Below are 21,671 nucleotides of genomic sequence, written 5' to 3' on the forward strand. Positions count from 1 at the left end.
GTGCAAAAATACACCCTTTATTCGCTTTTACAAGCTTTTTAATCGCTTTTTTTTGACCTTTTCTTAACCTAATCTTTAACTAGCTGATATCAAGTTTTTTGAAACCAAATCTTTTTTAATAAAACATCAATCCAACAACCCACAAACACCCTTTCTTCGCAAAATACCCTATTTCTATAAGGATGGACCGTTTTCAACTACCTTTCGAATTTTAATAATGTCTTATGAATTCAACCATTATTACAGCTTTTAATGCCCTTCAATACGATCTGAACATTCAAAATAGCTTCCATTACCAGTAATCGACCAAAACAAACTGGTCTGGATCAATAAAATGGTTTTATCCTATACCTTATATAATAACAAACATCCCTTTTAAGTTCTCTCCTATATATAAGGTATCATAATATGTCCTCTAGATGTCATTCTGAATTATTCGAATAATCAACAAGCTCCGCCTTACACTAGCTCGCGTTAGGGATAGAAGCAAAAAGCCCACAGTCCCGCCTTCTTTGGCGGGACGAGGACTTGTAGCGAATAGCCCGACGCCATATATAAAGAGAGTCAACTAATCCCTAGATTAATTGACTCTCTTTATATATGGCGAAACGCTCTAAATAAAAATTACTGTTTCAGCTTCTCAGCTTTGGACTCCCAGGAATCGGTTAGATTGCTATAATCAACTGATTTTGCAGGATTTTGGTTTTGTAATCTTCCTGAATCAAATGCTCGAACTAATATCGTTTCTATCAGATAGTCTTCATTAACATCGAAAGGTGCATACTTTGTTTTTAAATTAATGTCAAACATGATGGCTGCGGTATTCGACCAAAATGCTTTCCAACCACTTTTTAGGTTTTTTACCAACTCATAAGTTGTGGTGCCAGTTTGGCGATGAATTAACTTTACCAGAATTTGACCTTGTTTACGGGAGAGTTTTTTAAGTTTAGCTTCGAACTCTTCACTCAAATAACTTTCAACTATCTTAAAGTACCTTTTTTTCTCTTTATTTGTTTTGAGGTTTGCCATTCCTTTATTCAAAATCGTCAATCGCTCCGAAGCTAATTTTGCATAAGGATACGTTTTAAAAACACGACTTTGAAGTAATAAAAATTGCTTTCTTGCATCGGGATCCATTTTCTCCTTATATATTAATACTTCCGGTAATTGAATCGTATCGTTAAGAATGGATTCGTCATTTTCTAACTCATAGCCCATCTTTGTGGTATCCTGAGGTATTACCTGTGCATTAACAGTCATCGTGGTAAAAAGAACAAGCAACAAAAATTTAATTAGCTTCATGTAGGGAAATTTAATTGCCAAAATTATACATTATATATACAACTGTAATGCCAAATTTATAATTTAGCAAAAAAATAATTTTATGAGCACTAAATCAATATTAAACAAGTCGTCACTTGACTTTTTAGAAAACTATCTTAATAATGCCTCCCCTACCGGTTATGAAAGTAGTGGCCAAAAATTATGGATGGATTATTTAAAACCTTATGTTGATACTTTTATAACGGATACCTACGGTACAGCGGTAGGAATTATAAACCCTGATGCTCCCTATAAAGTAGTAATTGAAGGCCATGCGGATGAAATTTCCTGGTACGTCAATTATATTACTGATGACGGATTAATCTATGTAATCCGAAATGGTGGTTCAGATCATCAAATTGCCCCTTCAAAACGGGTCAATATACATACTAAAAACGGTATCGTAAAAGGAGTTTTTGGTTGGCCTGCGATTCATACGAGAAATAGAAGTAAAGAAGAAGTGGCTAAAGTCGATAATCTCTTCATTGACATTGGTTGTGAAACTAAAGAACAAGTTGATAAAATGGGTGTTCATGTAGGTTGCGTGATTACGTATCCTGATGAATTCATGATTTTAAACGAAAATAAATTTGTTTGTCGTGCCATTGATAACCGTATGGGTGGGTTTATGATTGCCGAAGTAGCTCGTTTGCTACACGAAAACAAAATAAAACTTCCTTTCGGATTGTACATTACCAATTCGGTTCAGGAAGAAGTAGGGCTGCGCGGTGCCGAAATGATTACCAAAACCATCAAACCCAATGTAGCTATAGTAACCGATGTTTGTCATGACTCTACTACTCCAATGATTGATAAGAAAATTGAAGGAGAAACAAAAATTGGTAAGGGTCCTGTTGTAACGTATGCGCCGGCTGTTCAGAATAATTTGAGAGAATTGATTTTAGAAACTGCCATGGCTAAAGAAATTCCATTCCAAAGATTAGCTTCTTCTCGTGTTACGGGTACCGATACCGATGCATTTGCATACAGTAATGGTGGCGTAGCCTCAGCATTGATATCATTGCCGTTGCGTTACATGCATACCACGGTTGAAATGGTGCATCGTGACGACGTTGAAAACGTAATTAAATTAATTTATGAAACCTTATTGAAGTTAGAAAACGAAGAAACATTCTCTTACTTCAAATAGTTTTAGGAGCTAATCCCGCTATCCGTTGCAAATGAAATTCACTGAACTCAAATAAAAATATAGTGAAGTAATCTTTCCCTTTTTGGCAGCAAAAAGGGAAAGGATTTCCACTACTATCAGGACTAAAAAAACCGCAATTCAAATTATGAATTGCGGTTTTTTTGTTAACTTTACTTAAACAATTCTTAAAATGCAGTCAACCGCCACGTCAATCGAAGCCTATTTAGAAGAAATTCCCGAGGAAAGAAAAGATGCTTTTAAAAAACTGAGAGAAACTATTCTAGAGAATATTCCAAAAGGATTTGTTGAACGAATGTCATACGGCATGATTGGATATGTGGTTCCACATTCCATCTATCCTAGCGGCTACCATTGCGAACCAAAGCTACCGTTACCTTTTATAGGTATTGGATCCCAGAAAAATTTTATCGCGCTATACCACATGGGAATTTATGCTAACCCAGAAATACTAAATTGGTTTATTACTGAATACCCAAAACACAGCACCCAAAAATTAGACATCGGAAAAAGTTGCATCCGGTTTAAAAAGGTTGACCAAATTCCATTCGATCTAATTAGAGCACTTGTGCAGAAAATATCAGTACAGGACTGGATTGATACTTATGAATCACAAATTAAACCAAAGTAAAACGAAACCTTAAATTTTTAAATAGATATGAATATCATCAAAAAGATTCTAGCAACCATAATAGCCCTCGTGGTTTTGGCCCTAATTATTGCTCTATTCTTGACCAAAGACTTTGCTGTTGAAAGAGAAATTACAATCAACCAACCAAAAGACAGTGTGTTCAATTATGTAAAATATTTGAAAAACCAAGACAATTTTAGCGTTTGGTCTACTAAGGACCCTGCGATGAAGAAAACATTTACTGGAACTGACGGAACCGTTGGTGCTATTGTGGGTTGGGATAGTACCGATAAAAATGTAGGCGTTGGTGAGCAAGAAATCAAAAAAATCGTTGAGGGCGAACGAATTGATTTTGAACTTCGTTTCAAAGTACCGATAGAATCTACAGACTATGCTTTTATGACAACACGAACCATCACACCAAATCAAACCAAAGTAAAATGGGGATTTTATGGAAACATGCCTTATCCCATGAATCTTATGTTGCCTTTTATGAATATGGAAGAAATGCTTGGAAAGGATTTGCAAGATGGATTGAATAACTTAAAAGCAGTTCTAGAAGAATAGTCGTATTTTCAATAAAAGCAAAACCGCAATTCAAAATTATGAATTGCGGTTTTTTCGTTACCATTTATGAATGAATTATTTGTTGGCTAAATATCCCAAAACATTTTTTTCGATTCTTTCATCTATACTAGTGATATCCGCTTTTACAAATTTCTCTCCTAAGATATTTTCGTATAATTCGATATATCTTTCAGAAACTGTTTGAATGTATTCATCCGTCATATCTGGAATTTGTTGTCCTTCTAGTCCTTGAAAACCATTTTCGATTAACCAACGACGAACAAACTCTTTCGATAATTGTTTTTGTTCTTCCCCTTTGTTTTGACGTTCCTGGTATCCTTCAGCGTAAAAATAACGAGAAGAATCCGGTGTATGAATTTCGTCAATCAAGACAATTACACCTTCTTTGGTTTTACCGAATTCATATTTGGTGTCAACCAAAATCAAACCACGACTGGCTGCAATTTCAGTTCCCCTCTGAAACAAATCTCTTGTAAATTTCTCTAAAACCAGATAGTCTTCTTCAGAGACAATTCCTTTCGATAAAATATCCTCACGAGAAATATCAGCATCATGTTCTCCGTTATCCGCTTTGGTTGTCGGCGTAATAATAGGTTCCGGGAATTTATCATTTTCTTTCAAATATTCTGGCATTTTCACACCACAAATTTCTCTTTTGCCAAGAGCATATTCTCTAGCAGCATGACCTGAAAGATAGCCTCGAATGACCATTTCTACCTTAAAAGGATCACATAAATGGCCTACAGCCACATTAGGATCAGGAGTTGCAATCAACCAGTTAGGAACAATATCCTCAGTCAATTCCATGAATTTTGTAGCAATCTGATTTAGAATTTGACCTTTATATGGAATTCCTTTTGGTAAAACTACATCAAAAGCCGAAAGTCTGTCTGTAGCAACCATAACCAAAAGGTCATCATTGATGTTATACACTTCTCTTACTTTACCGCGGTAAACAGATTTTTGGTTTGGAAAATTAAAATCCGTAGTTGTGATGGTATTGCTCATTATTCTAGTTGTGTGTGTTTATTTTTGTTCCTGCAAATTTAAAACTATTTCATAGAGTTTCACAAAGAACAGAACTCTTAAATTTCATTTTTATCTCTAAAGTTATTTTTTAAGCAGCGTATCGTTGAATAAATTTAAGATTCGGCTGTATTCATCAACCCATGAATAGGTTTCTTTAAAACCATGAGCTTCTACAGGAAACGAAGAAAGACTCCAGTTTTTCTTCCCTAATTCGATAAAACGTTGAGACAAACGAACAATATCTTTGTACTCTACATTGTCATCTACCATTCCATGTAGCATCAATAAATTACCTTGTAAATTATCTGCAAAATAGATTGGTGAACTTTTTTTATAAGCATCAGGATCCGTTTCTGGAAAATTAAGAATATTTCCTGTGTAGCCATGATTGTAATGCGCCCAATCTGTTACAGAACGCAATGCCGCACCCGAAGCAAACTCTTTGGGAGTAGTCAACATTCCCATCAACGTGATGAAACCTCCATAAGAACCGCCATAAATCCCTACTCTTGAGGCATCAATTCCATGGTTTTCAACTAAGTATTTCTTGCCGTCTATTTGATCTGTTAAATCCTTACCGCCCATAAAACGGTAAATTCCTGTTCTAAAATCACGTCCATATCCATCGCTGCCTCTATAATCAATATCCAAAACGGTATACCCCAAGTCTACCAATAAATTATGAAACATGTATTCTCTGTGGTACGTACTCCAATAGTTATGTGCATTTTGCAAATAACCAGCACCATGAACAAACAAGATAGCGGCTTTATTTGCATTAGCCGTTTGTGGCTTGTACAATCTAGCATTTACGGGAGTTCCATCCTGCGCTTTGAAAGTAATTACTTCTGGTTCACGCCAAGAATATCCTTTAAAACTTTCCGTCGTTGAGGACGTTATCTGATTTAAGTTTGTATTCTTTTTATTAGGTGCTATATACAATTCCCAAGGTTTGTTTTTATACGAATAACGCACCAATAAAGTACTTTCATCTGGAGACAAACTCACTTCATGAGCGCCATCTTTAGTTAAAATAGGTTGTAAAACCGGATTTGAAACTTCCAATTTATAGCAATTTCTGTTTCCCGGATGCGTAGTCGTTGTGATCAAATAAAAAGACTTTTTACCTTTTGCCAAAGTCACGTTGCGCACTTCCCAATTTCCTTTGGTCAGTTGGGTTTTCTTTTTTGACTTTAAATTATAGCTATACAAATGAGAATAACCCGTTTCTTCTGATTGGAAATATGCGGTTTCATTGTCTCCTAAAAATCCAAGTGTCCCTCTTCCATAAGAATTAGAAGGAATTCCAGGTCCGCCAATCCAAGCTTCGTCATGTTGATAATCTAATTCTTGAAAAGTTCCTTTCTCTAAATTTAAACTGACAATCCATCGGTCTTTGTTGTCTTGACTTCTTATTTCGACAATTGCGTAAGAACCATTTTCATTGTAAACAGGTTCCTGAACCACAATTAGTTTGTTCTTTTTTTCTGCAGTTTTTGATTTTTCATACAACTCAAAATATTTAGGAACATCCTGAATGTGGCTCAATGATGAAAAATTCATGAAATAAACAGAATCTTTGGCCATGTTATACACTCCGAATTTAGTAGGTAACAAATTTTCTACAGAAACTTTTTCCTTCGTATCTTCTATTTGGTTGTAGCCATCAGCAGTTATGAAAAGTTCCATTTTTTCATTCTTACGTTCTGAATCTTCTATTAATCTGAAGGTGGCATAGTTTCCTTTTGGATCCACTTTTAAGCTCCCAAAGGCGTTTTTTCCATAATAATAAGGCTTTGGAAAATCCGATTTTGTAGTTTTTGATTTTGCTAAATTCCATTTTTTAAGCGCTTCCTGATCTCTAACAAATTGAAACAATTCCTCCTGTTGGCTTTTTAAAAAAGATTCTTTTTCCGTTGTGGCATCTTCTCCTTTTCCTCGCCTGAAATTAGTGAGTTGAATAATAGAACCTTCATTGGTATTGAACTGAAAGAGGTTTTCATTTTGTCTAAAATAAAGCAGTCCGGCGACAGAACCCATTTGCAAGTTAGCAATCGGACTGCTTTGTTGGTATAGTTTTTTAGATGTTTTACTTCTTAAGGAATATGAAAATAATCTTCCTTTATCGATGTAATAATACAAATCCGAATTGGCTGTTTTTTTGAAATCTAATTTTGAAAAAGCAGCTTCATTTGGCGATGCTACTTCAGGTTTTGACAATCCGTTTTTCCAAAAATAAGTACTTGTACCCAATTCATTATTAGGATTCCAATCAAAATAAACTTTTTGTCCATCTAAAGACCATCTTTCATTTTCTGGTTGCGCACCAATGAAGGTGTTGCCTTTCATGATTTCTTCCAGTTTAAGGGCTTGACTTTGTATTGTTATGGAAAACAAAATACAGATAACAAGGGTTAGTTTTTTATTCATTTTACTGTTTTTATTAAAAAATGGATTCTAAAATTATTTTTAAAAGTATTCATTTAAAATTTTTAACTATTTAAAAGTTGTTTTGCTATATATTTAGCTACTCCTTCATTATCATTAGTTAGTATTACTTCTAAATGAGAAAGTTTATTCTTTAAACTATCGGGTGCATTTCCCATTACTAAACCTTTCCCCGAAGAATTAAGCATATTTTCATCATTATATCCGTCACCAAAAGATATAGCTTCATTAAAAGCAAAATTCTCTTTTTCTAAAATTTTTGCAATCGCAACACTTTTATCTACTGATTTGTCCATGAATTCCAAACACAGCGGAAGACTAAAAGCATGACTAAAAAGGCCTGTATGGTCCTCTAAAATCCGATCCCTTAATTCAATTAATTTCGAATGTTTATGGTGTGTGAAGAATACTTTTATAGCACTTAAGTCTTCCAAACTATCAAAATCTACCAGTTCAGGATGATAATTTACTTCTGGTTGAAATGCATTTAGTTTTTCATTATGCTTGTTTGTTTGCCAAACATTTTCTCTAAACAATACTGTTGTGATTTCAGGATCAATATCTAATGACAAGACGGATTTAACCGCATCGCTTTCCATATTAAAAGAAAAAAGAAGTTCTTTTTCAGGGGAATGTATACGTGCCCCATTTGAAGTAACTAAATAAAGAGGAATATTTAAACCTGCAACTATGGGCATTGCATCCAAGTGATGCCGACCAGTTGCTACAATTATTAAATAGTTTTGATTGTGAAGTTCTTGAAAAACAGTTTTGGTGTATTGGGATATTTTATGGTGTGAATTGAGTAAAGTTCCATCTAAATCACTAATAACTACTTTAATTTTTTCTTTTAAAATCATTTGTTTTTCACTGTCATTTTTAATAATTTCAAATTTATTCCATTTTTAAGAGATATGCAATGATTAAAGAAAAGTTTAACCCATAAGTATCATTAAATAATATAAACTACTCTACCGATTATTTATTAATTTCAAAGTTATAGTTACGAATAGAAAGGCCTAAACTACACCTATCAGTATAAATTAGTATCTCCATTTTTATATCAAATAAGAGTAAATTATATAATTAAATAGCAAAATAGTATAAGATTTTGTATGGGATTAATGTTTACTTTTATCATATATAAATTTATAACTAAAACCAAAAGAAATGAAAAAAGTTACCTTTTATTTAATGATGATGGTATTATCATTAAGTATTGTTCCTACACAAATGTTAGCGAGTGAAAAAACTACAACTTCAGTTTCAAACACACCTAAAGAAGTTCCGGCAGAAGTAAAAGTGTTGCTTAATCGTCTTGATGAAATAAAAGCAATGGACAAATCATCATTGAATTCCGCAGAGAAAAAAGAGTTGCGTAAAGAAGTTCGCGCTATCAAGGCTGAATTAAAATCTACAGGAAATGGTGTTTATTTATCTGTAGGTGCAATTATTATCGTTATTCTTTTGTTGATTCTTTTGTTGTAATCTAATAAAAATGAAAATAAAAAAAGGAAACGATTAATCGTTTCCTTTTTTTATGCAATCCAAACAGAAGAAAATAATATTATTTAATAATGGCATAGTTGTTGGCTTTAGTATAGGAAATATTGAATCAAAGAATTACTATAAATAAGTATTAATTAAAATTTAAAAAAATGAAGACATTAAAATTAATTGCGGCAGGAGTAATACTTTTAGTATCTACGCATACGATACAAGCTCAAGTTTCAGTAAATGTAAATATAGGAAGTCCTCCTGCTTGGGGTCCTGCTGGATACTCTGCAGTAGAATACTATTATTTACCAGATGTACAAGCCTATTATGATGTAAGAGCGACACAATTTATTTATTTTGGTGGAGGAAAATGGGTTCGTTCCAGAAATTTACCTTCTCAATACAGAAACTATGATTTATACAATGGTTATAAAGTAGTATTGAATGATTATCATGGTTCTAGACCTTATAGCAACTTTAAAAGTCATAAAGTAAAATATCACAAGGGATACAAAGGAAGTCCACAAAGAACAATAGGAACCCGAAAAGTTGTGATTCATAAAGATTCATATAATCACGGTAACAATGGGAATACTAATTACAAAAAAGGAAAAGGAAATAATGGCCATGAAAAAGGAAATAAAGGACGTGGTAACGATAAACATTAATATGTAGATAAACTATTAAAAATGAGAACCTCACGCGGGGTTCTTTTTTTTTGAGTAAAAAACCATCTTAATTAAATCTTAAAAAAATGTTATTTTTTTTACGTTGGCACAATTGTTGGAAAACTAGAGATGGAGCTATAATTTATAGTCCTAAAAATAAGTCCAATTAAATTTAAAGAAAATGAGAACACTAAAATTAATCGCCGTAGGAATTATCCTTTTTGCATCAAGTACAATACATGCACAAGTTTCTGTAAGTTTAAACATTGGTAGGGCACCTTCTTGGGGTCCCGTAGGTTATGCTGAAGCTGAGTATTACTATTTACCTGACGTGGAAGCTTATTATGATGTAAGAGCAACACAATTTATCTATTTTGGTAGCGGAAGATGGATCCGTTCTAGAAACCTTCCAAATCAATATAGAAACTACGACTTATACGGTGGCTACAAAGTGGTATTGAATGATTATCATGGTTCAAGACCTTATAACAACTTTAGAAACCATAAAACTAGATATTATAGAGGATATCATGGGAGAGAACAACGAAACATTGGATACAACAATAACCGTAGAGTCTATGTTAACCACAGAGAAGATGACAACCGCAGACAATATGATAATCATAGAAAATATGATGACGATAGAGATGATGACGATAGAAAAGAATATAAAAAACAGTACAAAAATTATGGCCATGGAAAAGGTCGTGACCGTGGAGACGACGACAGAGACTAAATTAAATGCATAAATTATTATAAACTACAAAGAGAGAGAACTAAAATTAGTTCTCTCTCTTTGTAGTTTAACTGAAATTTTATTTTAAAGATAACTAAAAAGATTTCAGAAAAAAACTTTTAATTCCTACATTTGAAGCTATTGCAAATTAAATTTAAAAAAATGCAAAAAAAACACATTCAAGTTATAATAGTATTCCTTTTTTGTTTTCAAATTACAAATGCTCAACAACCACAAAAATTAAATGCTGTTGAAATTTATAACCAGATTCACAAGCTTAATTTTCTTGGTTCAGTACTTTATATAGCAGCACATCCCGACGATGAGAATACCCGATTAATTTCTTATTTATCCAATGAGCAAGAAGCCAGAACTGGATATTTGTCTTTGACACGCGGTGATGGTGGTCAAAACTTAATAGGTACACAATTGCGAGAATTATTAGGAGTGATACGAACTCAAGAACTTATTGAAGCTAGAAAAATTGACGGTGGAGAACAGTTTTTTTCTCGTGCCAATGATTTTGGATTTTCCAAAAACCCAACCGAAACACTAGAAATATGGGACAAAGAAAAAGTATTGGCGGATGTTGTTTGGGCCATCAGAAAGTTTCAACCCGATGTAATTATTAACCGGTTTGATCATCGCTCTCCAGGAACTACACACGGTCATCACACCGCATCGGCAATGTTAAGTGTAGAAAGTTTTGAACTGGCTAACAATCCAACTATTTTTCCAGAACAATTGCAATTTGTAAAACCTTGGCAAGCAAAACGCCAATTTTTTAATACCTCTTGGTGGTTTTATGGAACTATCGAGAAATTTAATGCTGCAGATAAAACTAATTTAATAGCATTACAAACAGGGGTTTATTATACCGGATTAGGAAAATCGAATCAGGAAATAGCGGCATTAAGTCGGAGCCGCCATCAATCACAAGGATTTGGCAGTACTGGTGCACGAGGTGAAGAAACAGAGTATTTAGAGTTTATAAATGGAAATGCTTTAAAAGAAAAAAAATCGCTTTTTGAAGGAATTGACACCTCTTGGAACCGATTAAAAGGAGGAAAAGCAATTGGTGAATTATTGACAACCATTGCAGCTGAATTCGATTATAATAATCCTTCGGCAAGTATTCCAAGTTTGGCGAAAGCCTATACGATGATAAAAGCTTTGGATGAAAATCATTGGGTACCACTTAAATCTGAAGCCATAAAAGAAATTATAGCAGCCTGTTCCGGTTTGTATCTCGAAGCCGTTGCCCAAAATCAGGAAGCAACTCCCGGAAGTACAATAAAATTAAAACTCGAGGCCATCAACAGAAGCTCCGCACCCATACAATTAATGAGCGTGACTACTTTACCCGAACAAATAAGCACACCTCAAAACCGCGAATTAAAAAATAATATTTTAAACGGCATAAACTTAGATTTAAAATTACCTGAGTCAATTAACTACACACAACCGTATTGGTTAAAAGAAAATGGAACTGTTGGAATGTATGCCGTAAATCAGCAACAAAACATTGGAATTCCAGATATTATTCGGGAAACTAAAGTGCTTTTTAACATTCAAATCAACGGAATCGAAATTCCATTTGAGCGCACCGTAATTTATAAATTTAATGATGATGTAAAAGGTGAAGTATACAATTATCTCGATATTGTTCCTGAAGTTACCACTTCAATTATGGACAAAGTATTACTTTTTAAAGACACCAAAATTAAACACGTAGGCGTTAGAATTAAAGCAGGTAAGGATGATGTGAAAGGAAACTTACAACTTGAACTGCCTCAAAATTGGAATGTTTCTCCAAAATCAATCCCTTTTAACATTCAAAAAAAGGGAACGGAACAAATTGTTTATTTTGAGGTCACTCCACCAAATAGATCCGAAGAAGTAGTAGCCAAAAGCGTTGCTATAATTGATAATAAACGATTTGACAAGGAACAAATCATTATTAGTTATGACCATATCACTAAACAGCAAGTTTTAAAATTGGCTGAAGCCAAATGCATCAAAACGGATTTAAAAACAAATGGTGAAAAAATTGCATATATTATGGGTGCTGGAGATGAAGTCCCTAGCAGCTTGATTCAATTAGGATACTCAGTTACACTCCTTAAACCCGAAGAAATATCATCGGAAAAATTAGAGCATTTTGATGTAGTTATAACTGGGGTACGCGCGTACAATACCGTTGCAGCATTAGCGAACAAGCAAAACATTCTTTTTGATTTTGTAAAAGGCGGAAAAACAATGCTCGTTCAGTACAATACTGCCGGTGATCTTGTAACAGAAAATATCGCGCCTTATCCCTTGAAACTATCCCGTGACCGAGTAACGGAAGAAGATGCCGAAGTTCGGTTTTTAGTACCAAACCATCCCGTTTTGAATTTCCCCAACAAAATCACCACTAAAGATTTTCATGATTGGAAACAAGAGCAAGGATTGTATTACCCAAGTGAATACGATAAAGCCTTTACTCCTATTTTATCTTCAAATGATAAAGGCGAAAGTCCTAAAAATGGCGCTTTACTAATTGCTCCTTATGGAAAAGGACACTATATTTATACCGGTCTAAGCTTTTTTAGAGAATTACCCGAAGGTGTTACGGGTGCATATAAATTAATTTCCAACATTATTTCGTTACAATCATCTGAAAATATCCCTGTTCAAAAAATCAAGAACTAAACTTATTTAAAATGGAAATAAAAAAAATAAAAACTTGGAAGAAGAACTATACTTGGGTGCTTGTAGCCAATGCTATTTATATCTTGATCTTTTGTCTCATCATGAAATTATACGCTTAAATTATGCAATTATTTGATTGGGTTATACTCATAGTTACTTTACTCTTCATAGTCATTTACGGAGCTTGGAAAACCAAAGGGAGTAAAAATGTGGAGGACTTTATTCTGGGTAATAATGAAACGCCCTGGCATGTAGTAGGACTCTCGGTTATGGCGACACAAGCCAGTGCAATTACGTTTCTTTCTACACCAGGACAAGCCTATCATGACGGAATGGGTTTTGTGCAATTTTATTTTGGATTGCCAATTGCCATGGTGGTAATTTGCGTAACTTTTATCCCTTTATACCATAAATACAAAGTATATACTGCTTACGAATACTTAGAAAAAAGATTTGATTTAAAAACGCGTTCTTTAGCAGCAATACTTTTCTTGTTCCAAAGAGGTTTAGGAACTGGATTAACCATTTATGCGCCAGCGATTATTTTGTCGGCAATATTGGGTTGGAATCTTACCTATATGAATATTATTATTGGTGTATTGGTTATCATTTATACTTTTTCGGGCGGGACAAAAGCAGTGAATGTAACTCAAAAACAGCAAATGTTTGTAATTATGTCCGGAATGCTAATTACTTTTTTTCTGATATTGCATTACCTACCCAATGACATGACATTTACCAGTGCGCTGCATATTGCCGGCGCAAATGATAAAATGAATATTGTTAATTTTTCCTTTGATCCAGAAGAAAAATATACTTTTTGGAGTGGTATTACAGGAGGTTTTTTCTTGGCATTGGCTTATTTTGGAACGGATCAATCGCAGGTAGGACGTTATTTATCAGGAAAATCTGTTCGAGAAAGCCAAATGGGATTAATCATGAACGGCCTTTTAAAAGTGCCTATGCAGTTCTTCATTTTACTGACCGGAGTTATGGTTTTTGTTTTTTTTCAATTCAATCCTGTTCCGTTAAATTTTAATCCAAACAACAAAGCCATGATTGAAAAATCGGCTTACAAAGGCGAATACAATGCTTTGGAGAAAAAATTAGACGATTTATCCGAAGATAAAAAAGTAATTAATCTGTTGTACATCGATCAGCTCAATCAAGATTATGACAATCCTATCCTTCGAAAAGAATTAGTGGCTTTGTCCAATAAAGAAAAAGATTTAAGAGATCGAGCCAAAGAAATAATCCTGAAAGCCGATAGCAACAGTGAAACCAACGACAAAGATTATGTGTTTTTTCACTTTATTCTTAATTATTTACCCAAAGGACTTATTGGTTTATTACTAGCCGTTATCATTTCAGCCGCCATGTCCTCCACCGCTTCGGGACTGAATGCATTGGCCTCTACAACTGCAATTGATATTTACAAACGTAATTTGAAAGAAGAAAAATCAGAAAGACATTACCTCTATGCTACAAAATTCTTCACCTTACTTTGGGGAGTTATTGCTATCCTTTTTGCTTGTATTGGAACGTTGTTTGAAAATTTAATCCAATTGGTAAATATTATAGGATCTATATTTTACGGTACTGTACTGGGAATTTTTCTAGTTGGTTTTTACATCCACAAGGTGCAATCCAAAGCTATTTTTTACAGCGCCGTAGTTAGTCAGATCACTATTTTTATCATTTATTATTATGCCATTTATATTTTCCCGAGTGGAGAAGAAAAACTGGGCTATTTATGGCTAAATTTCATAGGAGCAATGTTAACGATTGTTATTTCCTTACTATTGCAGTGGACTATTTTTAGGAAACAAAAAGCAATTGTAGTCTAGCTATATTTAGGATTGCTTTTTATTTTAGAACTAAAGAGTTATTTTTTAGTTATAAAATTTATAAACCTAGTAAACTTTTCATTATAAAACCAATTATACTCAAACATTAATAAATTATACCAATCAATAATTTCAAAAAAACATGTCGATCTACACTAATCCAAGAATTCTGCCACAATTTGAAGGTAATCAAAAAAAAACCAAGTAGAATTAAATTTAAACTTCATTGCATAACAAAATTTAAAAAATCTACTAATAATGGCTGTAATATTTTAAAACAATTACTCATCGTATGTTATTAAAAATAAAGAACTCTAACAATGTAATAGTAGAAAATTTCATTAGTATATTAGAATCAGTGCTTTTTTATTTGATGAAATTTAAAACCATTAATAATTTACAGTTAAAAACTAAATAATATTAAGATTGCTTTTACCAGAATAAAAAAAACTAAATTTAAAAAGAAATAGCTTCATTTAATAGGAAGATAATTCTTGTATTATGTTTATCTAAAATTTATTGAGAAGTGTCGTTTACGAAGCATTTTTGTTTTTAAGTACATAATTATATAACCATGTTAAGGTAAATGTTGGAATAAAATCCGAAAAAGGTAATATTTCTTCCAGAAAGGTAACTATTCCTCCCACTCGCCCTATTGTTCCTTTATACATCCACGTCATTAAAAACCCAGCTAAAGGTGCCCAAATGACATCCGAAAATTCACCTATAAAAGGAACAGAAAAGGATAGCATTCCTATGGCATCAAATAAAATTCCCAATACAAAATCTCTGGATTTATTGTTGATTCCCTTTTCCTGAACTAGTTTTTCCATCTCATTTGAGTTTTCTAAAATATACTCAAATCTAATGCCAATTATTTCTTAAGTTTATCTTGGTATATTTTTTTCAATTTTTCAATTTTAGGAGTAATAACATAGCTGCAATATCCTTGTGTTTTATTTTGATTGTAATAGTTTTGATGGTAGTCCTCAGCTATGTAGAATTGGGTAGCTTGAGAAATTTTAGTTACAATTGGTTGTCCAAAAGTATTCTCACTAGTCATCAAAGCAATATAATCTTCTGCTAGTTGTTTCTGGAATGGATTGTGGTAAAAAATTTCACTTCGATATTGTGTCCCTATATCATTACCCTGACGGTTTAATGTAGTAGGATCATGCGTAGCAAAGAATATTTCAAGAAGTTCACCAAAACTTATTCTACTAGGATCAAAAGTAATTTCGATGGCCTCAGCATGACCGGTATCCCCATTACTGATTTCCCTGTAAGTAGGATTCACAGTATTTCCTCCTATGTATCCCGATACTACTTTAGTGACTCCATCCAATTCTAAAAAAACTGCTTCTGTACACCAAAAACAACCTCCAGCAAAGGTGGCTATCTCAATTCCGTTTTGTATTTCCATATTTTTTGTTTCTAGGCTTTTAGGCAAAGTAATATTCTTTTCTTTTGCACAAAATGAAAACGGCAATAATGCCAAAAAAACTCCAATTACTTTATTCATATTTATGAATTTTTATCAAATTTATTCATTAATACGCCATGAATTTTTAATCTTAACTAAAGTTTATACTTTGTCAAACGAAAATATACCCCGATCCAATTCATAATCCTTAAAATCTTTGTTTCTTTGTAAAAATAGTTTTAAAATGATTCACGCTAAAAATTTATATAAATATTACGATCAACTACAAGTACTAAAAGGAGTTGATGTACACATTCAAAAAGGAGAAATTGTCTCTATCGTTGGTGCTTCAGGTGCTGGAAAAACAACGCTTTTACAAATTCTTGGCACTTTAGACAAACCCAGTTCAAAGAAACAAGAAGGAAAAGTTAATATAGAAATTGAATTGCGAATCAATGATCAAGATATTCTAACGATGAACGACAAAAATCTCTCTAAATTTAGAAATTTAAATTTAGGTTTTATTTTTCAATTTCATCAATTATTGCCGGAGTTTTCTGCACTAGAAAATGTCTGTATTCCAGCTTTTATTGCCAATAAATCTAAAAATGAAACTGAGATTGAAGCCAAAAAATTGTTAGCCTACCTTGGTCTTTCGCATCGAATAAACCACAAGCCAAATGAACTTTCCGGTGGAGAGCAACAACGTGTGGCAGTTGCCAGAGCATTAATTAACAAACCAGCAATCATTTTTGCAGATGAGCCTTCGGGTAATCTTGATACGGCATCCGCTGAAAACCTGCATAAATTATTCTTTAAACTACGAGACGAACTGGGTCAGACTTTTGTAATTGTGACGCATAATGAGGAATTAGCAAATATGGCCGATCGAAAGTTAGTAATGGTAGATGGTTTGATTAGTAATTAAAAATGTTTGAAATTTTAGGCTTACAGTTCATTTAAAACGGCAAACCTTTTAAACACTAAACATAAATGAATCCCTCTGAACTTAAATCTTTTCTAGACGAAAAGGTTACACAATACAACACCCTCGATTTCATAGATAGTGATCCAGTACAAATACCGCATTTATTTTCACAGAAAGAAGACATTGAGATCGCAGGATTTCTAAGCGCAACAATAGCATGGGGAAATCGTAAAATGATAATCAAGAATTCCCATAAAATCATTGATTTGATGGGGAATGCACCTTATGATTTTGTAATGTCGCATACCGAAAATGATTTGGAACGACTGGAATCATTTGTACACCGCACGTTCAATGCAATTGATTTTGCCAGTTTTATTAAAAGCTTACAACACATATACTCCAACCACGGTGGCTTAGAAGCCGCATTCAGCAAACATCAGGAAATGCATTCGATGCAGAAAAGCATTCATGAATTCAAAAAAATATTTTTCGAAATTCCGCATCCACATAGAACTGAGAAGCACATTTCAGATCCAAACAACAATTCTGCAGCCAAACGAATTAACATGTTCTTACGCTGGATGGTACGGCAGGACAATAAAGGAGTCGATTTAGGCATCTGGAAAAGTATTTCGCCAGCTGCATTATCGTGTCCCTTAGATGTACATTCCGGAAATGTTGCTCGAAAATTAGGAATTCTATCAAGAAAACAAAATGACGGAAAAGCTCTATCTGAACTAGACTTAAAACTTCGTACATTCGATTGTATTGATCCGGTTAAATATGATTTTGCCCTTTTTGGATTAGGTATATTTGAAGGTTTTTAAAGAATTAAGAAATAGTTTTTCTGTTAAATTAGATAACTTACCAAGCAAACTATTTGTGTTTTTAGAATCTATTCCCCCATTTTAATCTAGAATTAGTATTTTCTTTATTTTAAAAAAAATATTTTCACGTTTATAAAGTAGTCTAAGAGGACAAGTGATGACGAGTTTACTTCTAAAGAATTTCAAAAAAATTTTATACAGTGCTATTTATTTTATAAATATCTTAGCATAGGTTACTTTTATACCTAAGTTTAAAAAACTAAATTATTATTACCGATTCTGGTAACAATAAATATAATTGATCTAATTTATTTAATTTTAATAATCAAAACAGACATTAAAAATAAAGATTATTAAAAAACTAGATTTTAATAATTAATGATAGTTGTGGGAAGAAATGTGCTTGTTTAAAAAAAAACAAAGAGATTAGTAATTCTTTTAATAATGGATCAAAAGTTAAATATTATATTTACTTGAAATTTAATCTAAATTTGACATTCGTTTATTCAACCTCTAACTCCAATTTATAATAATTCAGATGATTCCAAAGTACCTAAATCAAAGTAAACAACTAGTATTTGACAAATGTGATTTTGAAATCGAAAATTTAATTATTGAAAAAGAAAGTGTTGATTATTGTGCAAGTAAATTTGACCTTAACACCTTCAAAATTCTTTTTCGAACAGCTAAAATCACCCCTACAAAGATTGGTCAATTTGTCACTTTATGGAAAAGATTTGAAAAAGGACCTATTCAACCTTATGATTCTAATGATCCCATTGATTTTTTTATCATCAACACTATGAGTGGCGCTAAATTTGGTCTATTTATTTTCTCAAAATCAGTTCTTATTCAACAAGGTATTATTACCACCCCATTAAAAGAAGGAAAAAGAGCAATTCGAGTGTACCCACCTTGGGACAAAACAATAAGTAAACTGGCACAGAAAACTCAAAAATGGCAACTTAATTATTTTCTAGAAATTCCTTCAGAGCAATCTCTTAACATCGAGAGGGCAAAATCACTCTTTGTTATAGATAGCAGTACTTAGACCGATACTTTCCTTTTATAGATGAATTCTTTAAAAGGAAAGCACTGATAACAACAATCAACCATAAAAATCAATCCATTTTGACTTTTCAAAATGAAGATAGGCAATTTGAAAGAATAATTAATTCATTATTAGCGCAGTATTTTTAGCTAAGTATGGCTATTAAATTACTCATCTGAATCTTAAAACCAAATACATAATAATTCTTGGATTGTAAACCAATAATTTATTTCATAAAAGGCATATATTGGGGTTAAAATATACTGGATACACAAAATAAACAAATTCAACAAAGTCTTACTTTAAAAAATCATATAATTCGTATTTACAATTAGTTAATTAACAGCTGATTGCGGTGTAATTTGTTTAATTTTATTAAATCTAAGAGAATTAGTAATCGATATAACAAATAAATGATATGTACTATTTCTTAAAGAAAATTAATCTTAAAAACTACTGTTATGAGAACCTCAATTAGTAAAAATGAAGATGTTAAAGGTGCTATGCAAGCAAAAAACAACATGGCACACGGATTAAGAGATTTATTTGAAGGTGGACTAAAAGACATTTACTGGGCAGAGAAAGTTTTGACTAAAACATTACCTAATATGGTCAAAAATGCTTCCTCGCCGGAGTTGGTCGACTCCTTAAAAAGTCAATTAAATGAATCCAAAGAACATGTATCCCGTTTAGAGAAAATATTTGAAGTGACTGGTATGAAACCAACCTCAAAAAAATGTGATGCCATGCAAGGCATTTTAAAAGAAGCGGATGGTATAATAAAAGAAACGGATCATGGGGTGGTACGAGATGCGGGTATTATTGCTGCAGAACAAAAAGTGAAACATTATGAAATTGCCACTTATGGTACTTTGCACGCATTTGCCAAAACGTTAGGAGAAAACAAAGCAGCAAATCTATTAGCAATGACACTTGACGATAAGAAAAAAACAGATGAAACATTAACTGGTATAGCAATGGCAAACATTAATAAACAAGCTTGCAGAGCAGATGCCATCACAAATATTAAAGCTTAGCTGTAGGAGTGAATACCAAATTAATACCTGTTTTTCAATAATTAAAAAGCCTGCAAAATGCAGGCTTTTTAGTGAATTATACAATCAACCTCAACACACAATTTATAGATTGTTTATAGTATTGTCAGCTTTCAATTATGCAATCATTTCCGGATAATCAATATACCCTTTTTCGGTGTCGGTGTAAAACGTACTTTGATCTGGTGTGTTTAATGGTGCATCCGCTTCAAAACGAGCCACTAAATCTGGATTAGCAATAAATGGAACTCCGTAAGCAACAAGATCTGCATACCCATTTTCAATAATTTCTATACCTGTTTCTTTTGTAAAACTTTTATTAATGATCAATGTTCCTTTGTAAAAGGGTCTGAAATGTTTAGCCACTTCTGTAACAGCGAAGGGCACGTCATCAACTGGCGTGAAAGGCTCCGTTAAATGTATGTACGCTAAACCATAGTCATTCAAACGGTTTATTATATATTCGTAAGTAGGAATTGTCTCTTCATCCAACATCATACCCTGAGTATTATGCAAAGTTGGGTTCAATCGAACGCCTACTTTAGAATAATCAATAACCCCTTCTAAAGCATCTAAAATATCAAATAAAATTCGGGATTTATTCTCTATTGTACCACCATACTCATCTGTACGTTGATTAGAATAACCATTAAAAAACTGTTGCAATAAGTACCCATTAGCAGCATGCAATTCGATCCCATCAAAGCCAGCTGCAACAGCATTTTTAGCTCCTTTTTTAAAATCCAAAACCGTTTGTTTGATATCCACAAACGTCATTTCTTTTGGGATCACTGTATCTACAAAACCATCATTTGTATAGGCCTTAGCAAAAGGATTCAGTGCGGATGGAGCATGCGGTAAATCCCCATTATGCAAATCAGGATGTGATAACCGTCCAGTATGCCACAATTGCGCAAATATTGTTCCTCCTTTTTCGTGTACTGCTTTTGTAACTAGTTTCCAGCCCTCCGTTTGTGCTTCACTGTAAATCCCAGGTACATTTATAAAACCAACTGCTTTTGTACTTACAAAAGTACCCTCGGAGATGATCAAACCAGCTGTGGCTCTTTGTGCATAATATTTTGCAGTAAGTGCTGTGGCAACATTTCCTTCGTTATTAGAACGACTTCGTGTCATTGGTGCCATAACCATTCGGTTGCTTAAGGTATTATTTCCTAGTTTGTACGATTGTAATAAAATAGATTCGCTCATTTAGTAAAAGTTTTAAATTAATTTTTTTTTTAAATTAGAATACTGGTTTTAAGACCAATATGTGTAAAAAGAGTCAAAATAGTTTTCACGGCATCCGCATCGTTCCCTCTTAAAAAAAAAGAGTCTATTAAATCGTTTGGTGATTCAATACTCCGAATGACCTTAGAAAACGGATATAAATTTTGAAGCTTGTCACTAGAGTTTTCGAAAATAATAGGATTTTTTTCGTTTACCAAAACAAGTACAATTTTACCTGTAGCCACTTTTCTGATTTTTTCAGCGAGAGTAGAATCTGTTGCAGAATAATTTGAAAGTACGATAACATCGGCCTCCCAACTTGCATTAGTTGGACAAATCATCATTTCCACGTTTGCCGCTGGATTCTCTAAAAGTATTTGGGTATGAACCGTCAAAAGTGTTGCTGCATTTTGATCAAATAACAAAACTTGATTCCCTTTGGCAATTTGCTTTGCTAAAAAGAGACTTTTGGCTTCTGAAACTCCAATGACTGCAAATGTTTTTTTATTTGACATTGACTTTTAT

20 protein-coding genes are annotated in these 21,671 nt (G+C 33.1%); 12 read left to right on the top strand and 8 right to left on the bottom strand.

Features of this window, described 5'->3' with window-relative positions; translation table 11 throughout:
- Positions 1-624: 624 nt before the first annotated feature.
- Positions 625-1,302 (bottom strand): DUF4294 domain-containing protein, encoded by a 678-nt coding sequence (locus ACNQF9_RS10830; protein WP_417990223.1) that lies wholly within the window; start codon positions 1,300-1,302, stop codon positions 625-627.
- An 82-nt stretch (positions 1,303-1,384) separates the two neighbouring features.
- Between ACNQF9_RS10830 and ACNQF9_RS10835 the strand changes: the two genes are divergently transcribed.
- The 3 genes from ACNQF9_RS10835 (at position 1,385) to ACNQF9_RS10845 (ending at position 3,689) form a co-directional block, all read left to right on the top strand.
- A complete protein-coding gene (locus ACNQF9_RS10835; protein WP_417960447.1) occupies positions 1,385-2,473 on the top strand; it encodes a M42 family metallopeptidase in 1,089 nt (362 codons plus the stop codon).
- Between the two features lie 190 nt (positions 2,474-2,663).
- A complete protein-coding gene (locus ACNQF9_RS10840; RefSeq protein ID WP_417990224.1) occupies positions 2,664-3,122 on the top strand; it encodes a DUF1801 domain-containing protein in 459 nt (152 codons plus the stop codon).
- 27 nt (positions 3,123-3,149) lie between these two features.
- Positions 3,150-3,689: an SRPBCC family protein gene (locus ACNQF9_RS10845; RefSeq protein ID WP_417990225.1), complete on the top strand. Its 540-nt coding sequence runs from the start codon at positions 3,150-3,152 to the stop codon at positions 3,687-3,689.
- 75 nt (positions 3,690-3,764) lie between these two features.
- On the opposite strand, the gene ACNQF9_RS10850 is transcribed toward ACNQF9_RS10845, so the two are convergent.
- From ACNQF9_RS10850 to ACNQF9_RS10860, 3 genes are all read right to left on the bottom strand, one after another.
- The gene (locus ACNQF9_RS10850; RefSeq protein WP_417990226.1) at positions 3,765-4,718 is read right to left on the bottom strand and encodes a phosphoribosylaminoimidazolesuccinocarboxamide synthase; all 954 of its coding nucleotides are present in this window, start codon (positions 4,716-4,718) and stop codon (positions 3,765-3,767) included.
- A 102-nt stretch (positions 4,719-4,820) separates the two neighbouring features.
- Positions 4,821-7,169 (bottom strand): S9 family peptidase, encoded by a 2,349-nt coding sequence (locus tag ACNQF9_RS10855; RefSeq protein ID WP_417990227.1) that lies wholly within the window; start codon positions 7,167-7,169, stop codon positions 4,821-4,823.
- A 62-nt stretch (positions 7,170-7,231) separates the two neighbouring features.
- Positions 7,232-8,047, bottom strand: a complete 816-nt coding sequence (locus ACNQF9_RS10860; protein WP_417960457.1) for a Cof-type HAD-IIB family hydrolase — start codon at positions 8,045-8,047, stop codon at positions 7,232-7,234.
- 310 nt (positions 8,048-8,357) lie between these two features.
- Between ACNQF9_RS10860 and ACNQF9_RS10865 the strand changes: the two genes are divergently transcribed.
- The 5 genes from ACNQF9_RS10865 (at position 8,358) to ACNQF9_RS10885 (ending at position 14,629) form a co-directional block, all read left to right on the top strand.
- Positions 8,358-8,675, top strand: a complete 318-nt coding sequence (locus tag ACNQF9_RS10865) for a hypothetical protein (RefSeq protein WP_417960459.1) — start codon at positions 8,358-8,360, stop codon at positions 8,673-8,675.
- A 170-nt stretch (positions 8,676-8,845) separates the two neighbouring features.
- Positions 8,846-9,352: a hypothetical protein gene (locus ACNQF9_RS10870; RefSeq protein WP_417960461.1), complete on the top strand. Its 507-nt coding sequence runs from the start codon at positions 8,846-8,848 to the stop codon at positions 9,350-9,352.
- 181 nt (positions 9,353-9,533) lie between these two features.
- Positions 9,534-10,088 (top strand): hypothetical protein, encoded by a 555-nt coding sequence (locus ACNQF9_RS10875; protein WP_417960463.1) that lies wholly within the window; start codon positions 9,534-9,536, stop codon positions 10,086-10,088.
- A 162-nt stretch (positions 10,089-10,250) separates the two neighbouring features.
- Positions 10,251-12,782, top strand: a complete 2,532-nt coding sequence (locus tag ACNQF9_RS10880) for a PIG-L family deacetylase (RefSeq protein ID WP_417990228.1) — start codon at positions 10,251-10,253, stop codon at positions 12,780-12,782.
- A gap of 122 nt (positions 12,783-12,904) precedes the next feature.
- Positions 12,905-14,629, top strand: a complete 1,725-nt coding sequence (locus ACNQF9_RS10885) for a sodium:solute symporter family protein (RefSeq protein WP_417960467.1) — start codon at positions 12,905-12,907, stop codon at positions 14,627-14,629.
- A 533-nt stretch (positions 14,630-15,162) separates the two neighbouring features.
- Here the strand turns inward: ACNQF9_RS10885 and ACNQF9_RS10890 are convergent.
- The gene (locus tag ACNQF9_RS10890) at positions 15,163-15,462 is read right to left on the bottom strand and encodes a hypothetical protein (protein ID WP_417960469.1); all 300 of its coding nucleotides are present in this window, start codon (positions 15,460-15,462) and stop codon (positions 15,163-15,165) included.
- A gap of 41 nt (positions 15,463-15,503) precedes the next feature.
- Complete coding sequence (gene msrA, locus ACNQF9_RS10895; protein ID WP_417961231.1) at positions 15,504-16,052, bottom strand: peptide-methionine (S)-S-oxide reductase MsrA; 549 nt, start codon at positions 16,050-16,052, stop codon at positions 15,504-15,506.
- A 244-nt stretch (positions 16,053-16,296) separates the two neighbouring features.
- On the opposite strand from msrA, the gene ACNQF9_RS10900 reads away from it, so the two are divergent.
- The 4 genes from ACNQF9_RS10900 (at position 16,297) to ACNQF9_RS10915 (ending at position 19,898) form a co-directional block, all read left to right on the top strand.
- A complete protein-coding gene (locus tag ACNQF9_RS10900; protein ID WP_417960471.1) occupies positions 16,297-16,980 on the top strand; it encodes an ABC transporter ATP-binding protein in 684 nt (227 codons plus the stop codon).
- Positions 16,981-17,045: 65 nt separating this feature from the next.
- Positions 17,046-17,810, top strand: coding sequence for a TIGR02757 family protein (locus ACNQF9_RS10905; RefSeq protein ID WP_417960473.1), 765 nt, complete (start codon positions 17,046-17,048; stop codon positions 17,808-17,810).
- 538 nt (positions 17,811-18,348) lie between these two features.
- Complete coding sequence (locus ACNQF9_RS10910) at positions 18,349-18,861, top strand: MepB family protein (protein WP_417960475.1); 513 nt, start codon at positions 18,349-18,351, stop codon at positions 18,859-18,861.
- A 461-nt stretch (positions 18,862-19,322) separates the two neighbouring features.
- On the top strand, positions 19,323-19,898 hold the full coding sequence (locus tag ACNQF9_RS10915) for a YciE/YciF ferroxidase family protein (protein WP_417990229.1): 576 nt from the start codon (positions 19,323-19,325) through the stop codon (positions 19,896-19,898).
- A 135-nt stretch (positions 19,899-20,033) separates the two neighbouring features.
- Here ACNQF9_RS10915 and ACNQF9_RS10920 read toward each other — a convergent pair whose 3' ends face one another.
- Positions 20,034-21,128, bottom strand: coding sequence for an alkene reductase (locus ACNQF9_RS10920; protein ID WP_417960479.1), 1,095 nt, complete (start codon positions 21,126-21,128; stop codon positions 20,034-20,036).
- A 29-nt stretch (positions 21,129-21,157) separates the two neighbouring features.
- Complete coding sequence (locus ACNQF9_RS10925) at positions 21,158-21,661, bottom strand: hypothetical protein (RefSeq protein ID WP_417960481.1); 504 nt, start codon at positions 21,659-21,661, stop codon at positions 21,158-21,160.
- Positions 21,662-21,671 lie beyond the last annotated feature (10 nt).

Source organism: Flavobacterium amylolyticum (assembly GCF_048284335.1).
Taxonomy (GTDB): Bacteria; Bacteroidota; Bacteroidia; order Flavobacteriales; family Flavobacteriaceae; genus Flavobacterium.

Excerpts from the sequence above, each read along its gene's own strand:
- ACNQF9_RS10925 (WP_417960481.1), bottom strand. The coding sequence starts at position 21,661 with ATGTCAAATAAAAAAACATTTGCAGTCATTGGAGTTTCAGAAGCCAAA.
- ACNQF9_RS10920 (WP_417960479.1), bottom strand. The coding sequence starts at position 21,128 with ATGAGCGAATCTATTTTATTACAATCGTACAAACTAGGAAATAATACC.
- ACNQF9_RS10865 (WP_417960459.1), top strand. The coding sequence starts at position 8,358 with ATGAAAAAAGTTACCTTTTATTTAATGATGATGGTATTATCATTAAGT.
- ACNQF9_RS10840 (WP_417990224.1), top strand. The coding sequence starts at position 2,664 with ATGCAGTCAACCGCCACGTCAATCGAAGCCTATTTAGAAGAAATTCCC.
- ACNQF9_RS10835 (WP_417960447.1), top strand. The coding sequence starts at position 1,385 with ATGAGCACTAAATCAATATTAAACAAGTCGTCACTTGACTTTTTAGAA.
- ACNQF9_RS10860 (WP_417960457.1), bottom strand. The coding sequence starts at position 8,047 with ATGATTTTAAAAGAAAAAATTAAAGTAGTTATTAGTGATTTAGATGGA.
- ACNQF9_RS10870 (WP_417960461.1), top strand. The coding sequence starts at position 8,846 with ATGAAGACATTAAAATTAATTGCGGCAGGAGTAATACTTTTAGTATCT.
- ACNQF9_RS10850 (WP_417990226.1), bottom strand. The coding sequence starts at position 4,718 with ATGAGCAATACCATCACAACTACGGATTTTAATTTTCCAAACCAAAAA.
- msrA (WP_417961231.1), bottom strand. The coding sequence starts at position 16,052 with ATGGAAATACAAAACGGAATTGAGATAGCCACCTTTGCTGGAGGTTGT.
- ACNQF9_RS10830 (WP_417990223.1), bottom strand. The coding sequence starts at position 1,302 with ATGAAGCTAATTAAATTTTTGTTGCTTGTTCTTTTTACCACGATGACT.
- ACNQF9_RS10875 (WP_417960463.1), top strand. The coding sequence starts at position 9,534 with ATGAGAACACTAAAATTAATCGCCGTAGGAATTATCCTTTTTGCATCA.
- ACNQF9_RS10880 (WP_417990228.1), top strand. The coding sequence starts at position 10,251 with ATGCAAAAAAAACACATTCAAGTTATAATAGTATTCCTTTTTTGTTTT.
- ACNQF9_RS10890 (WP_417960469.1), bottom strand. The coding sequence starts at position 15,462 with ATGGAAAAACTAGTTCAGGAAAAGGGAATCAACAATAAATCCAGAGAT.
- ACNQF9_RS10905 (WP_417960473.1), top strand. The coding sequence starts at position 17,046 with ATGAATCCCTCTGAACTTAAATCTTTTCTAGACGAAAAGGTTACACAA.
- ACNQF9_RS10910 (WP_417960475.1), top strand. The coding sequence starts at position 18,349 with ATGATTCCAAAGTACCTAAATCAAAGTAAACAACTAGTATTTGACAAA.
- ACNQF9_RS10855 (WP_417990227.1), bottom strand. The coding sequence starts at position 7,169 with ATGAATAAAAAACTAACCCTTGTTATCTGTATTTTGTTTTCCATAACA.
- ACNQF9_RS10900 (WP_417960471.1), top strand. The coding sequence starts at position 16,297 with ATGATTCACGCTAAAAATTTATATAAATATTACGATCAACTACAAGTA.
- ACNQF9_RS10845 (WP_417990225.1), top strand. The coding sequence starts at position 3,150 with ATGAATATCATCAAAAAGATTCTAGCAACCATAATAGCCCTCGTGGTT.
- ACNQF9_RS10915 (WP_417990229.1), top strand. The coding sequence starts at position 19,323 with ATGAGAACCTCAATTAGTAAAAATGAAGATGTTAAAGGTGCTATGCAA.
- ACNQF9_RS10885 (WP_417960467.1), top strand. The coding sequence starts at position 12,905 with ATGCAATTATTTGATTGGGTTATACTCATAGTTACTTTACTCTTCATA.